Annotated in this window: 11 protein-coding genes; 2 read left to right on the top strand and 9 right to left on the bottom strand. The window is 43.9% G+C overall.

Going from position 1 to position 15,224, the window contains the following annotated elements; all coding sequences use genetic code 11:
* The 9 genes from AU511_RS12145 to AU511_RS12105 all read right to left on the bottom strand — a co-directional run.
* The coding region (locus tag AU511_RS12145) for a beta-ketoacyl synthase N-terminal-like domain-containing protein (RefSeq protein ID WP_276207165.1) at positions 1–1,287 on the bottom strand (1,287 nt) is incomplete at its 3' end.
* Positions 1,288–1,750: 463 nt separating this feature from the next.
* The gene (locus tag AU511_RS12140) at positions 1,751–3,301 is read right to left on the bottom strand and encodes a class I adenylate-forming enzyme family protein (RefSeq protein ID WP_094109845.1); all 1,551 of its coding nucleotides are present in this window, start codon (positions 3,299–3,301) and stop codon (positions 1,751–1,753) included.
* Between the two features lie 335 nt (positions 3,302–3,636).
* Positions 3,637–4,902: an ATP-grasp domain-containing protein gene (locus AU511_RS12135; RefSeq protein ID WP_094109844.1), complete on the bottom strand. Its 1,266-nt coding sequence runs from the start codon at positions 4,900–4,902 to the stop codon at positions 3,637–3,639.
* Between the two features lie 12 nt (positions 4,903–4,914).
* The gene (locus tag AU511_RS12130) at positions 4,915–6,081 is read right to left on the bottom strand and encodes an MFS transporter (protein WP_094101986.1); all 1,167 of its coding nucleotides are present in this window, start codon (positions 6,079–6,081) and stop codon (positions 4,915–4,917) included.
* A 46-nt stretch (positions 6,082–6,127) separates the two neighbouring features.
* Positions 6,128–6,871: a sulfotransferase-like domain-containing protein gene (locus AU511_RS12125; RefSeq protein ID WP_094109843.1), complete on the bottom strand. Its 744-nt coding sequence runs from the start codon at positions 6,869–6,871 to the stop codon at positions 6,128–6,130.
* A gap of 96 nt (positions 6,872–6,967) precedes the next feature.
* A complete protein-coding gene (locus AU511_RS12120; protein ID WP_094101988.1) occupies positions 6,968–8,077 on the bottom strand; it encodes an SGNH/GDSL hydrolase family protein in 1,110 nt (369 codons plus the stop codon).
* Between the two features lie 148 nt (positions 8,078–8,225).
* On the bottom strand, positions 8,226–10,064 hold the full coding sequence (locus AU511_RS12115; RefSeq protein WP_094109849.1) for a carbamoyltransferase family protein: 1,839 nt from the start codon (positions 10,062–10,064) through the stop codon (positions 8,226–8,228).
* 10 nt (positions 10,065–10,074) lie between these two features.
* Positions 10,075–12,123 carry an iron-containing redox enzyme family protein gene (locus tag AU511_RS12110; protein WP_139829374.1) on the bottom strand — a complete coding sequence of 683 codons (2,049 nt, stop codon included), beginning with the start codon at positions 12,121–12,123 and terminating at the stop codon, positions 10,075–10,077.
* 851 nt (positions 12,124–12,974) lie between these two features.
* Complete coding sequence (locus AU511_RS12105; protein WP_094109841.1) at positions 12,975–13,352, bottom strand: EthD domain-containing protein; 378 nt, start codon at positions 13,350–13,352, stop codon at positions 12,975–12,977.
* A gap of 71 nt (positions 13,353–13,423) precedes the next feature.
* Between AU511_RS12105 and AU511_RS12100 the strand changes: the two genes are divergently transcribed.
* Together AU511_RS12100 and AU511_RS12095 are read left to right on the top strand one after the other, a co-directional pair.
* Entirely contained in the window at positions 13,424–13,756 is a 333-nt protein-coding gene (locus AU511_RS12100) for a MerR family transcriptional regulator (RefSeq protein ID WP_085653832.1), read from the top strand.
* Between the two features lie 204 nt (positions 13,757–13,960).
* Positions 13,961–15,103 carry a Fic family protein gene (locus AU511_RS12095; protein ID WP_094109840.1) on the top strand — a complete coding sequence of 381 codons (1,143 nt, stop codon included), beginning with the start codon at positions 13,961–13,963 and terminating at the stop codon, positions 15,101–15,103.
* Positions 15,104–15,224: the final 121 nt, after the last annotated feature.

The raw sequence follows: 15,224 nt of genomic DNA, 5'->3' as shown, positions 1-15,224 counted from the left end.
AGCATGCAGCGTTTTGGGGAGTTGCCCATTTTGAAGAGCCAAGACCATTTTCATGACACTGGCGACGCCGGCAGCGAGTTGCGTATGACCGATGTTGGATTTTAACGACCCCAGCCACAGCGGTTGGTCGTCGGGCCGATGTTTTCCGTAAGTGTTAAGCAGCGCGTGCGCTTCGATGGGGTCGCCGAGCGATGTGCCGGTACCGTGAGCTTCGATGACGTCAATATCGGAAAAAGCCAGTTCTGCGTTATTCAGCGCTTGGCGAATGACCTGTTCCTGCGCGGAGCTACTGGGGGCCGTCAGTCCGTTACTGGCGCCATCCTGATTAATCGCGCTCCCGCGAATGACGGCTAAAACGGTGTGGTTTGCTTTCACCGCATCAGAGAGCCTTTCCAGCAGAATGAGCCCGACACCCTCAGAAAATCCGGTTCCATCCGCTGTGTCGGAAAACGCTTTACACTTTCCGTCTGCGGCGAGCCCTCCCTGACGTGTAAATTCGGCGAATACATCCGGCGACGCCATCACTGTCGCACCGCCGGCGATGGCGAGTGAACACTCCCTATTTCTTAGGGAACTGATGGCTTGATGGATGGCCGTAAGGGACGCGGAACAGGCCGTATCCAATGTGATTGCCGGGCCGTTCAACCCCAGCACGTAAGCAATGCGTCCTGAACTGATGCTGCTTAGGCTGCCTTGCAAGCGATAGCCGTCTGCGGCGGGGTTACGCCGCTCAATATCACTGATATAGCCATTGTGTGTTGTGCCGATAAAAACGCCGGTTTGGCTGTTCTTGAGTGTGGCGGGAACAATGCCCGCGCGTTCGAGAATTTCCCAACTGATTTCGAGCAATAATCGCTGCTGTGGGTCCATCGCCAGTGCTTCGCGATCAGATATTTTGAAGAAACTTGCGTCAAAACCGGCAGCGTCAGCCAGAAATCCCCCTTTCCAGGTTTTTGCAAGGGTCTTGAGGTCGGGCGTCTGCGCAAACAGCGCGTCAATATCCCATCCTCGGTCGGTGGGGAAAGGACCGATGGTTTCATTGCCATCGGCGAGTAATTGCCACAGCTGTTCAGGCGAGTCGGTGCCGCCGGGGAGCCGGCACCCCATAGCAATGATGGCGATCGGCTCATGTGCCGCCTGAGTTAAATATTGATTGTGTTGTTTCAGCTGTTTGTTGAGCAGCAAACTTTGACGTAACGCTTCAACAAGGCGTGAGTCGGGATTATTCTCACCCGATGCAGCTGCGGGGGTATTTTTCGTAATGCCTTTGTCAGTTCTTTGCATCATGACATTTCTTCCTTGGTTGACATGGCGTTAGACACTCGCTGGTTCAGAGATAGAACCCTATCTCGGGGGCTTGTGACGCATCACCTTTACACTCCCTTGCTCAGATGTGGCGGGAAACCGGTGAGGTTAGGCTCGACGCATAGGGTCAATAGGGTTGAGAGGGTTCGATAGTTGAATGACTGACAGCCGCACGCCGGATATATCGCGTCTCATCATTTAAGCACCGTCCGACATCACCGGTCACCGCGTAGGGAATACGGCAGCTAGTGAGGGCGATAAGCGATAAGCGGGGAGCGTTAGCCATCATTTATCTCCTAAAAATTCTTTCGCTCGTGTCTGATTTCTGTATTCGTTTGGGATGCTAATCCGCAGAAGGCTGTTCCATCACAGTACTGTATTTTTGAATTAACTCTGATGCTCGCCATACCCAATACCCAGCATGGGCTTTCACATCACGTTGTCTTTATAAGGTAGTGTGCTTCACGGCCTGATCTTTTAATTGCTCATATTGAGTCGATAACTTTCGCCTGCTAATTTTTCCTATGGTCGCGACAGCGATGTCCTGAACAACTATATATTCAGAAGGCTGTTTGTAGTTGGCAATATATTGAGATAAAAACGCTGACAAATATTTCGCGCCAGGAATACTATCTGATGTCGTTTGAACTAGAGCAACAATGCGTTCACCTGAAAAAGTATCGGGGATACTAAAGGCGACGGCTGCTGAAATATCTGGGTGCTGAATAAGAGCTTGCTCAATCTCTATTGGGTAAACAGGATATCCCTCGATTTTTATTTGCTCTTTTTTCCTGCCAATAAAAATAAAATTGCCATCTGTGTCTTGTCGAACAATATCGCCTGTGGCGATCCATCGTTCGGGAGGGAATCTATCGATCCCGGTCCCGTTCCAAATACCCAATGCTTTAGCAGGGGTAAGAATGAAAAGTTCGCCCTTATCCGATTGAGTGCTTTCGACTTTAAATTTAACGGAGGGGAGGGGCCAACCGATAGATGGTTCATTCAATGCACAAAGATCGTGATGGAACATGACCGGCCCACCGAGTTCTGTCTGACCGTATGAGCTTTGCAACCGAGAGCCGCAATGTAGGAGGAAGTGTTGACTTAGTTCGGTTCCACAAACATCGCCACCCACGACACAAACCGTGTCGCTAAGGTCGAATGGGGTATTTTGTTTTTCCGAGGCGTTAAGGATCGCCTGAAAGTTTGACGGTGTTCCCGCTATCCATGCGAGTTTTTTCTTCTTTAAAATATCGAAAAACTGAATGATGTTGGATTCTGGAAGTAATAATACTACGCAGCCTTTTTGAATGGCCGCCAACGTAATCAGTACGCTCCAGGGGCTGGTAAGGTCAACCAGACTAACAATAACGGATTTTTTGCTATCTAAAATTTTGTCTGTGGGGTTTATTGTCGCCTGAGTTAAATTGAGTGCATCGACCAACGTTTGTTGCGAATAAACGATCCCTTTGGGCTGTCCGGTCGTGCCCGATGTATAAAATATGGATGCAATATCGTCAGGGAGTCTTTCGTCACTATCTCGTAATTTAGCGTCTGAAATGGCGTAATCCCAAGAACGAATGTGGTCGGTCTCATCGCGAGGGTTGAGGTTTATGACCCATATTGTCTCAATACTAAAGCATGACTCAATCCCTTGCCCCATTTCGTAAAACCGAGCTGCATCACCAATGTAGAGTCTAGCGCCACTCTGCTGTACTAATATGTTTATTTCATTGGCTGATAATTTCAAATTGAGAGGAACGAATACGACACCTATTTTCAAACAGGCGTAATAGATAGCAAGTAGCTCCAATCTGTTTCCCATGTGGACGGCAACGCGATCCCCTTTTTTTATCCCGTCCTTCTCTAAACTTGCGGCTATTTTCTCGCTCAACGCCAATAAGGCGCTGAACGTGATATTTTGGTTGTGTGAGATCACAACCGTCTCAGTTGAGTGTGAAACGGCAAGTTTTTTGAACGTTGCAAAGACGGCCATAAAGTCTAATTCCTATGGTTATCCTACGAGCGATAAATAAATAGGCTTGTTAAGTCGTAACGCCAAGGGCCTTGAATACGTTATAAGCGAAGGGTTTTGAACAATAAAAAGGAAAATACTCATGCCAATTATTCCTTTTCTCTATGATTGATTGAGTGTGATCACGCTGCTCGGTTTAGGGGACATAGCCGCGCCTCTAAACTATTTATAGCTATCTTTAGACTTCACTCGATTATTACTCAATAAAAGTGGAATAGATTTTATGCCAAGACCAGTAGCCCATTTAAAGTCACATAAATGGGCTTAATTCGCTTGCTGTTAACATCAGCGAAACGCTAGAGAGGTTGATGGATTTTAATACCAATCCGGCTTTCAATATCCCTAAGTAAACTATCGGCAATACGGCCAGCCTCATCTGATTCTTGATGTGAAACCATAATTCTGCCTAGCACTTCATTTTTATAAACCTTTCTTGCTGGGGTTAACTTATCTGAGTAAAAATTGACAATATTGGGATTGGTGTGGATATCGTCGACATTAAATGCTTGCGCAGTCACGCCGTCAGCCAGGGGCATAATCTTTCTGACAGTAACGGTTTTATTCGCAGCAGGCATCGAGATGGAAGTATCGGCGCGGGTAGCCATCGCAAATAAAGCCGGATAAATGGATACTCCGGTGGCTTGCCGATAAATTTCTGGCATGACTCCTCCCATCAGGCGGGGATTTGCTTCGACGAGTATGGGACCCTTATCGGTATACATGATTTCAATATGAAAGATACCGTAATCCAAGCCCAACGCCTGGCAGACAGCTTTGGCATATCGGAAACACTCTTTTCTCTGCTGGCTTGTCACCTCTGCGGGCATTAGAGAGCCAAGTTCAATGCATTCGTTGAATCTCGATTGAGAGCGGCCGCTGATCATAAACTCATAAAAATTCTCGTTATAGATTCCGACCTCTGCGGATAATAATTTTCCCTGCAAAAATTCTTCTATCAGAATACCTCGTGAGAAAATCTCTTGATAAGGAAGTGCGCTAGTCGTAACGGCGTTCAGAATATCGGTAGCTGCGTCTCGGGCTTGAGCGGGGCTCGTGGCTTTTACCGCATATAAACTATCGTAGCCACTGACAGGTTTTAGAATAAATGGAGGCGTATATCGGCTGAAGATAGCGTCAACTTCATCGAGGGTTTGTGCTACCCATGAGCGTATTGTTGGAACATGATGTTTTTGAAGGATTGCGCGTGCTTGACGTTTATCCCTGGCATTTTTAACCCCTTGAGGGGCGGTAAAGGGAATACCGCAACGTTTGCAAGCTTCGGATACCGCTTCAAGGCTAGGTTCTAGAGGAGCAATAATGCCATCGATCACTTCATCTTTTAAAATATTACTCAACAGATACGTTATTTCATCAGTATTGGTGCCGTTTTTCATATCGATAATGCGATGTAGACGCGCGATTACTGATTGGGTATACGTATTTTTTTGATAAAAGGCGACATTCTCCTGGCGTAGAAATGTCACGTTATAACCCAGCTGTAAGGCTTCGTCCATGCTTTGAATCGCCGCATTGTTAGCGTCAATAAAAACTAAATGTTTCATTGAGTTAACTCCTTAATGTCTTTGTGTTTTGAGCGTCAGCGCAACACAGATAATAATGAAAATGCTGAACACTACCGCATTGAGCAAAAATGAGGGGGAGTAGAAAAAACAGGCAGTGCTAATGATACCGCCTATAGAGGTCGCAAGCTGGAATGACGCATTCATCAACCCATTGAGCGTACCGCGTTCGGTGATATCCGCGTTTTTGTAAACTTCTACGAATATTAATGGATTAAGTGAAGATCTAACCCAAGAGAATAGTGAAAAAAGCAGAGTTTGTATAACGATGTAGCCAGAAAAATAAGGCATGAAGAGGACGGAACCGACTGCGATAACGAGTAATAAAATCATCATGTTTATCGAGCTGCAGAAAAAGTTCTTGACATGGCTTATTGTTGTGGAAGCAAGCAGACCGGCAATACCGGAAAAAATAAACAAAATGGCAAGCTGATAGCTATTACCTGTACCGGATTTAGTCAACCAATAGGCATACATACCAAACACAACAAATACGGATAACCCAAAGAGCGCATACAGTAGTATATAACTAGATATTAGTGGGTTACGTAAAAGGGATTTGTATTTAGAGGAGTAGGTTCTGATACTAATATCTTTCCCAGCCGATCTTGTTTCACGACCAAGAAAAACCATCATTAATGTGACACTGATAGCAAGTATTATGATCAATAAAACGAATGGAAAGTACCAGGATATTTTATCGCCTGAGAGTATACCTAAAGGCAGGGCGATCAGCTGAGCCAGTGATGCAGCTCCCTGTACTATCCCTGTGACGAACAACCGTTTTTCATCTTCAAACAGCTCAATAATGAGTGGGAAAATGGTTGCTCCCATCATCGGTACAAAAAATCCGCCTAGAATACGGAACGTGATGAGCATTTCGATATTGGGAGAGAGAGCTGAGCCTATATAAGATAAAAGACTTCCAGCCGCGCCAATAAGTATAAACCTTTTTTTTCCGTATTTATCGATAAAAGGGCCGTATAATAAATTACAAGTAAATGCGATAAAAGGAAACGCACCTAGCAAAAGTGCGATATGGTGTTCGTTAGCCGAAAAGTTATTTTGTAATGATGGGACCATTGGGTAAATAAAGGATATGTTAAAATTTACCACAAAGTAGCAAAAGCAAAATATCGTAATTAAACCATTTTTCCTCATCTTTTCTCCTTTGAGCCATCGGCCTATCGCCGATGGCTGATACGGTTTATAAGTTTATAGCAAAAGGTTTAATTTTTTCATAAATCGCCATGGCTCGGTTAACCATGTCCCATTCAGCATCGCTAAACTGAAAGTTATCATCATAGTGCATATTCTTTTCAGGGATAAAGCCGTTGGAGGATTCTAGCGTCTTATGGAAACGCGCGTGGGCCTCAGCCTCTTCAGGGGTCCATTTACGGACGTTGCCATCACGCCAACTTAACTGAGCGTCTTGAAAATCAAGGCCTATCGCTTGGCAATACTTTCGCAGTGAATGTTCAGGCGCATTACGTAGCGCATCTCCTTCAATGACCACTGGCGGTTCATCAGCTTTGAAAATGCGTTCCCAAAGTTGGTCTAAGGCTGTAAAACCAAATTCCCACTCACCGATTTCATTCTTACGTACTGCTTTTCGCGAGCGCAAGCATGCCTTTGGATCACGGATTATCAAGGTATGCTTGCCTTTGGTAAAGATTTCATCACCCACGTAAGGGAGACCAAAATAGGCCATCTCTTTTATAAATAGGACCGGTGAATCGAGTGACAGGAGTTGCCGATCAACCATTTCGCCCGTTTGCTCCCAAAGCTCTGGGCGGTCGCCATACATATCGGTCATTCTATCCTTGGAAAAATAATAGGTATCTGCATAGGGTTCAAATAAACCTATTGTGTCGTCGCGCATCTGAAATGATTTCAGCATTGCCGTAGACAGCGAACGGGCTGGCCCCCATAAAAAAATAATCTTTGGCATAATCATTCCTTTTAGCGTAATGGATAGATGGAGTTCGGTTTCTTTTTTTTACGTTTAAAAAAAGAGAAAATTTTGCTCAACAAGCCTTTATTTCTTTTACTCATGGGAATCACCAATTTGTTGGTTAATTAATCTGGCCATTTCAAAATAACCTGTGTCATTAAAATGTACACGGTCTACATAGAGACTTTTATTGATAAGAGGAGAGTCCTTCATCAAGGCATTCATATCGTAAAAATCCACGCCTATTTTAGATAACCTTTTGTACAAGCCATTGACAAGCATAGGATGGTTTTTCTTGTCCAATATACGGGAAAATAGGCGCCAAAAGTTATTTGGGCACTGATCAATAGCGTTGAATATTTCTTCTTCATCATGGGTGAATTGGTCTTTTGACCAGTAAGACATTGGCTGTAAAAAGAAAGATAATTTGGCATTATAGGGCGCTAATAATGATTTCCATTGGTTAAGATTTTGGCTAATCACGTCCGCAGTTCTGCTTATACGTTGAGAAGTCTCCGTTGCATTATCAGTAATGACCACGTCTGCAGGGTTGAAGTGAACAGAGGTCCCTAACAATCTCTTGCATAACCTTTTTATTGGGTTGCCAGTACGTATGTCCAGGTCTGAGGCATAGCTATTTTTTCTGGCTTTTAAATCATCATTATATTTTTCCATATAATGATGATATTCGTATGAGTAATAATACCTGCCGTGTTCTGTCGCTAATTCATCGGGAATACCTTCCAGAGTGAGGGTGTTCATCCCACTAAATACAACCACATTCTTAATATGACTGAAACGATGTTGATGCATCAAAAACAGAATTACTTCTTGAGTGGAGTTATAACCCCTGCCGCCAAAGTTTATCCAGGGTTCTTGAGTTAGTTTCGATAGCCCTGAAGCGATGGTATGCTCATCGGCAGTGGCGCCGGTTCCTAATGTTGTCGACCCGCCAACAATGATATTGATTGGCAAATCAGGGGGGAACGAATCTGTAGAAATATAGCCATTTTGGTATTGCGTGTAACGAAAACCGAGACTATCCGTATTTATTGCTTTGGAAGTGAAATCCGTTTGATGAAAAAACATTGTGTAGGGTAGCCATCTTACCCCAAGATACATAAACTCATCATAGTCGCGGATTTGTGGTGTTAAACGATAGACTTCTTTCACCGCCTCGTCGTGACTTAATTTATTTTTCATTGTTCACTCCGGATCGTCCTGATTCAAAATGATAAAAGCTTTTTTTATCTGCAAATTTTAGATTCATGGGATCGTTGATTTTATTTTTGACAAAACCCAACGGTAATAAAATAAGAAAATAATATATTTTAATCACTGTATTTATCACTTAGTCTAATGTGTAAATGTTTTGCCAGTCTTCATCATCAGGCAAAGGCGGTTGTTCAGACTTGATACAGATAATGTTGCCCATTATCAGCATATCCATCTTCGTGCGCATAAAACATTTATAGGCATCGTGCGGCGATTCTACGATCGGTTCCCCTCTTACATTAAATGAAGTGTTAATTAAAACCGGGCAGCCACTTTTCCGGTAGAAAGTCGTCAGGAGATCGTGAAACTTTCTGTTATTTTTTTTGCGTAGTATCTGAACCCTGGCGGAATTATCTACATGCGTAACTGCTGGAATTTGGGAACGCAGAACCTGCAGTTTTTCAGTTCCCCTGAGGTTGTCGTCTCGGTAAGGGATCAGCTTATCTTTGGCAATTCCGGTAACGAAAAGCATATATTCATCATCTTGATGGATATCAAACCATTCATGGGCATGTTCCTCCATGACGATTGGTGCAAAAGGGCGAAAAGATTCGCGGTTTTTAATCTTGAGATTCATCACGCTTTGCATTGTGGTATCACGGGGATCACCGATGATTGAGCGATTACCCAATGCCCTAGGGCCAAATTCCATGCGGCCTTGAAACCAACCAATGACGTTGCCTTGCTGGATACCTTCTACTGTTCGGTTTAATAGCGACTCCCATTGATATTCCTGGTAAACCGCGCCGATACTGTCAAGATACTGTTTGATAATGGCGTTATCATAGGATGTGCCAAGATAGGCTCCGCCCATTAAATCGGTACCATATTGCTGACGCGGGTAAAGGTTGGCGGTACCCGCATAGAGAGCCCCTACCGCGCCACCGCTATCGCCAGCCGCCGGTTGAATCCAGATATTGTCGAATATGTTTTCCTGCGCTATTTTTCCATTGGCCACGCAGTTAAGAGCAACCCCGCCCGCCATGCAGAGATTTTTTTCGCCCGTAATCTCTCGCAGATAGCGGGCAATTTTTATGACCACTTCTTCGGTGACCGCTTGTATAGAAGCGGCCATGTTCAAATAGTGTTGACTGAGTGCGGACTCCGCTGTTCTCGGGGGATGGCCAAATAGTTGATCAAAATTTTCTGACAACATGCAATTTCCGACCGCGTAGTCGAAGTACTTCATATTGAGTATAAAGCTGCCGTCATCATTGACCTTGATGATCTTTTCTTTAATTTTATCGACGAAAATGGGGCTGCCATATGGGGCCAGCCCCATCAATTTATATTCGCCAGAGTCGACTTTAAAACCGCAATACCAAGTGAAAGCGGAGTAGAGTAGGCCCAATGAGTGGGGGAATTTTATTTCCCATATTTTTTCCAGTTGGCGGCCATTTCCGCGCCATGCTGACGTGGTCGCCCATTCACCTACACCGTCAATACAGAGTACGGCGGCAGTTCTAAAAGGACTTGGGTAAAACGCCGAGGCCGCGTGTGAATGGTGGTGGTCGATATATTCGATCGTTGGGATATTATCCGTTGGATAATGTGCGTTTAATTCTTTATGTAGTTTTCTTTTAATATTTCTTTTTTCAGAAAACCATAGTGGCATTTCCTCATTAAACGTGCCTATCCCTTTCAGACCAAAACAAGAATAGGTTTCGATAATACGAGAGAATTTTTTTTCTGGGTTCTCATAATAAAATATCTTGTCGATGTCGCTTAAGGTAAGGCCGTGGTCATCAAGGATGCGTTGAAAAGCCCGCGCAGGAAAACGTTTATCTTGTTTTACCCTCGAAAATCTTTCCTCTTGCAGGGCGCAGACTATGCGTTCGCCTTTCATTAAAGCCACTGCGCTGTCGTGATAATAGCATGACAATCCGATAGTGAATTTATCCTGGTTATTTCTCATATTATCCATCCTAGATATGATACTTTCTCGATATTAAAGGAGAGAACAATGCATTTTTTGATGGTGCGAGAGAGAGATAGCCTGTCCAAACTCTTTCCCATACGAGTTTCGTCAGCTGCAGGTTTTCTTTATTTGCATACCTGTTCATATAAGTTTTAATCGCGATCAAGGCATTAGCTGAATGCCCTGAGGCTGCATTATCTATCGAGTTATGGAGATCGACAAATGAGGTGTTAAATCCATACTGCTTCAATTCATCATGAGCCTGTTTATAAGCTCCCCCAACGCCAGCTAGTTCCATAGCCAAATTGAGGCCAAGGGTTTCTGGCAAATATTTTTTAGGAAACCTTGATATGGAAAGCCAAAAAACAGGCACCAAAAAATCATCATCATCAAAGTAGGCCGATGCGGAAAATTCTTCACTGCTAATATCAGGTAATTTTATACCCATATCATAAATAAGATCCCGGTAAATCACGGGGTGATTTTTTTCTATGTGTCCATTACCTATTTCATCCGCATAGATATCAAACAGAATGCTACCAATTTCGTCATCAATAAGAGGGGGGGAACTGTAATGATTAATCCATGCACCATCTAAGAGGATCATCGGGGCTAAATGAACAGCCTCATCGATGACTTCTTGCTTCGATTTGTTACTGACCATTCTCCCCTGAGAATAATCGGCTGCTTGCGTTTTTGCCCTAGCTAAAAACCATTTATCTAGCAAGTCGTTACTGTAATTTTTGAACGGGATTTTACTGATTTTTTTCCTGGCCCGAGCAAGCCATGCATCGGTAAACTTTTCACTTTGCCAGTCAAGATAATCATGATCATCACTGGCCATCAATTGGTGGAACAAGTTTCGTATATTCGTTTCTCGGCGATATTGCTGTTCGTGTTGCGGTAGTGTTATGGGTGGGGATAGGGCGATATTGGAGATGTCGTCTGTCGCACATTGGGGGGGCGGCGGTTCAACTGTTGCCCAGTGTTTAATGGCTAATAATTCCCGATCATTGAAGACTTTGTACATCGGGCCCTTGAAAGCGGTCAGCTGACTGAAAAACGGCATTCTTTCCGGAGTTTTACCTCTGAACCAGACGGATTTTTTAAGGAGGTGCATCAATGCCCGTGGATCACTTTTCATTAACTCGTCGAAGGGGCAATTATTAAGCCTTTTTGTATGATGATAGCCATAAGCCATAGCGGTTTTGCTGGCAATGATTTTCTCCACCGTTATCCTATAATCACGATTTTTGTGTGATAAAACGGCCAAGTTGTTCAGTACGGTTTGTCTGATATCGCTCAGTTTGAGAAGCATTGTTTGCAGTGCGTAGATACCGTCATTTTGATCTATGAGTTTGTGGACCTTAAACGCAATAATATTTCTTATTTTTTCATCTGTAGACTGCGCGCTGTCGTCAATTTCTGCTGCAGAACAAAACTTCCCGCTAGTCTGGTAGCATGTGGAAAATTCAGAAAAGGTATTAAAATATACCAAGATAAGGTCAGCCAAAATAAGTGCATCTTTCTCCATTGATGATGTCATATAAGCGACAGCCAGCCGCAAGGCTGGTATTAAAAAGGTTTCGTCAAATTGCGTGATATCCTTTGCCGCTTCTTCAATCTCTTTTGATACGCGGTGAGGTCCACATTCTTCCTGAGCTGATTTTCTGAGCTGTTCATATAAAATAAAATAATCGCAGGATGAAGGATGGTGAGAAACTCGAGCGTCAAAACAGCGGCTCACAGCGAAGCTGGAAGAATAAAGATCGAATCTGTGGAAATTTGTTTTAGTACCTACAATTTGCTCCTGTTCCTGTTCCTGTTCCTGTTCCTGTTCCTGTTCCTGTTCCTGTTCTTGTTCTCGTCGATGGAAGGCGGTGGCCAGCATTTGCAATGCTTCATGAGAATTGATTGGACAGGGATTAGGAGGAGGTTTAGCGGTTATGTATAAATTTAATTTATTCAATAGCAATTTCGAAAGTACTGTTTTGGTACTGTCTCTTTCTATCTCATTAAACAAAATATAAATTTTCGAGAATGCGTTTATAGTCATTACATTAGCCCTTCTGAAGATTTATTTTTACGCTATAGACAAAACGCCATAAGTTAAAATAACCACAAAAATATAATCAAAATAGATTAATTCCAAAAAGGAATAAGTTAAATAATTCAGAACTATATATGCGATTTATTGATTGATATTGGTGTTAAACTCTGTTTGATTCTTTTTAAAGAGTGATTGTTCTTTATAGCTTTTTCTTCTTTTTTATAACAACCCTGTTATTGGTCAAATGAAGATCAGCCGTATTATTTCAACGAGGTTACGCGGGATTTTCGTTAATCTCACTGAATTAATCGTAGTTTGGCCCATGCGTTATCAGGCTCTGAGGGTCACATGAAAATGTTTGTGGAGGATTTTCGCGACGGCTGAACGCATTGTATTGGCGCAGTGAGTAATAGGCGTAGTAGAGGACGGAGGGAGGCTTAACCCAGACACAAAGGACGAGAGTGTTTGCATAGTGCATATTCCCCAGCCGAAGCGGGGTGGCCCGAAGATAGAGAGCAGAACGGGGTTCGATGAAGAGTCCGTACCCAGAAAGCAAAAAACCAGCCAATAGGCTGGTTTCTTTAATAAGTGGTGCCGGACTCGGGATCATATCGACGATTAATATGCTGTTTATTATTGGTTTTGTTGGTATTTCTTGTAAACCGCGCCCCCATGAAAGCCCCCATAAAAAATCACTTTGTTTTTGTGAGGGTTATTACGAAAAATCGATGTTTAAGGGCTGGGGCTCCGTTATGTGTCCAGGTCCATATATAACGCTAGAATGAGTTGGTTTAAATTTTCACCAAAAAGTCGCTTCTGAATAGACGAATAGAGTAATTTTTAAACCCGTCGACGTTTCACTCACAAATCACGCACCGCTCCTCACTGTACCAGAGTTGCGAATGCTGCAAATCCACGAATTTCCCCTCATCATCAATAAGCTCCTGAAGGGCGCTTAATCCTTCTTCTGTTTTTCGGGCTGCAAGATGCGACTCCAGACTGTCCCACCACAACTCGGCGCAACCATCAAAATCGACGGGCAATGAATTTCTTGTCTGCTGAAGCGCCGATTGCGCAGTATTATTCGCAAAGGGAACTGTCTGGATGTACTTACGAATACCAAGACGTTCTGAGTGTTTAACCACCAGTGAGGCATGTTGATTACGCCAGTAATGATCAAATTCTTCTCGCGTTAAATGGGCGCGCCTTTTGACACACATGACTAGTTTTAACATGTCGCTACTCCTGTCATTTCGGGAGTTCAAAGCTTACACTCTGACAGTGGTGTCAGAGTCAAGAGGACGTTATGCAGATTGGAAAACTGGCGGCATTGACTGGCGTTAGCATACGGATGCTTCGGTACTACGAGAGCGCAGGTTTGCTTCATCCTTCGCGAACCGACGCAGGCTATCGAAGTTTCTCGTCAGAAGATGTGGATATTCTCAGACGGATACTTATTCTGAATGGTGCAGGCTTCACGTTACCGGTTGTGCGTAGTTTGCTGAACTGCGTACATGCAGGAACCTCACCTTGCGAGGAACTAAAAGCTAAAGTGCGAGAACAACTGATGCAGATAGACCGTCAGTTTGAAGCGCTCTCGGAAAGCCGCAATCTTCTTAATAAGTTTCTTATTGACTAGCCCCTAACAATTTACCTGCTAACAGCATGCGGACAATGGATCCTACCCTTCCGATTGAACATCGTTCAAACTTACATTTGATATGTTGGAACAAAGTTTTTTGAGATAATGAGAAAAGATGAAATTTCTAATTTATAGATTCTATTAGTATTTTTGCTATACTTTTGAGATATCGTCATGCACCAGTTGAGATAACTAAACATCATGGCTCAATTTAATCACTTTGAACTCTCGCTTCTGAATCCCAGCTTTGACTCCCCTTTGGTCGATGCGCTGACGGAGCTGGAGTTACTCCGGCATCTACGGCTGGAAACCGATGTTCACCCTATCCTGTTTGCGCAGTTGAAGGCGGTTTTCCACATGTTGGAGAGTCTTGGCTCTGCAAGGATTGAGGGAAACCACACCACGCTTGCCGACTATGTTGAAAGCAAGGTTGAGGGAACACAGAGTTCGACGGATCAGCTCAAAGAAATCAACAATATTGAAGCCGCGATGGAGTTCATTGACGAATACCTGAACGATGGCGATGAGATAACGGAATATTTTATCCGCGAGTTGCATAGTCTGGCAGTCGCCGGGCTGCAACAGGAGGGCGACAGAACGCCCGGTGCATATCGACAACATAATGTCAGCATTGCTCAGTCTGATTATTTGCCGCCAGACCACATCCGCGTTGCTGACTATATGTCTGACCTGACCGCCTTTATTAACCGAGCCGACAAGCCAAAGTATGATCTGATGAAGATTGCTCTGGTGCATCACCGTTTTGGCTGGATACATCCCTTTGGCAACGGTAATGGCCGCACGGTAAGACTGCTGACCTATGCGTTACTGATCAAATATGGTTTTAATGTTCAGGCGGGTGGCCGTGTACTTAACCCGACAGCGGTATTCTGTAACGATCGTAAACGCTATTACGCCATGCTTTCGTTAGCCGATAAAGGAACGGAACAGGGGCTCGAGGAATGGTGCTTATATGTCCTTTCGGGGATCTCTTCTGAGCTGAAGAAAGTCGATCAACTGACAAACCACGCTTTTCTGAGCGAAAAGATCTTGTATCCGGCTATCGATTTTTCCTCGGAGAGAGGGCTGATAAACCCACTGGAGTCGAAAGTTCTGAAACGCGCCGTTGAGCTGGGGACGATAAAAGCAGGCGATCTCCGCGCCGTTTTACCTGATCTGAAACCGACGCAGGTGACTTACCAGCTTGGTAAGCTGATTGAGCGGGGATTGCTCCAGCCAGTAGAAGAAGGGGCTCGTACCTATACAGCGAAGTTCTCTAACTCGTATCTGATTCGTGGGGTGATTAAGGCTCTGAGGGAAGAAGGGTTTATTCCTGATTTGTGATTATTTGCATGAGTACGCAATGTCAGTGAAATTTAACATAGTATGCTCGTACCCTATATTTGCTCGGACCTGATCTGACATTCAGAATAATTTTAGGCGTTTCCCGAATGGTCGTTAAAAA

Source organism: Lonsdalea iberica (assembly GCF_002111585.1).
Lineage (GTDB): Bacteria > Pseudomonadota > Gammaproteobacteria > Enterobacterales > Enterobacteriaceae > Lonsdalea > Lonsdalea iberica.
The sequence above is the reverse complement of the archived record's forward strand: the minus strand, read 5'-3'. Positions and strand labels throughout refer to the sequence as shown.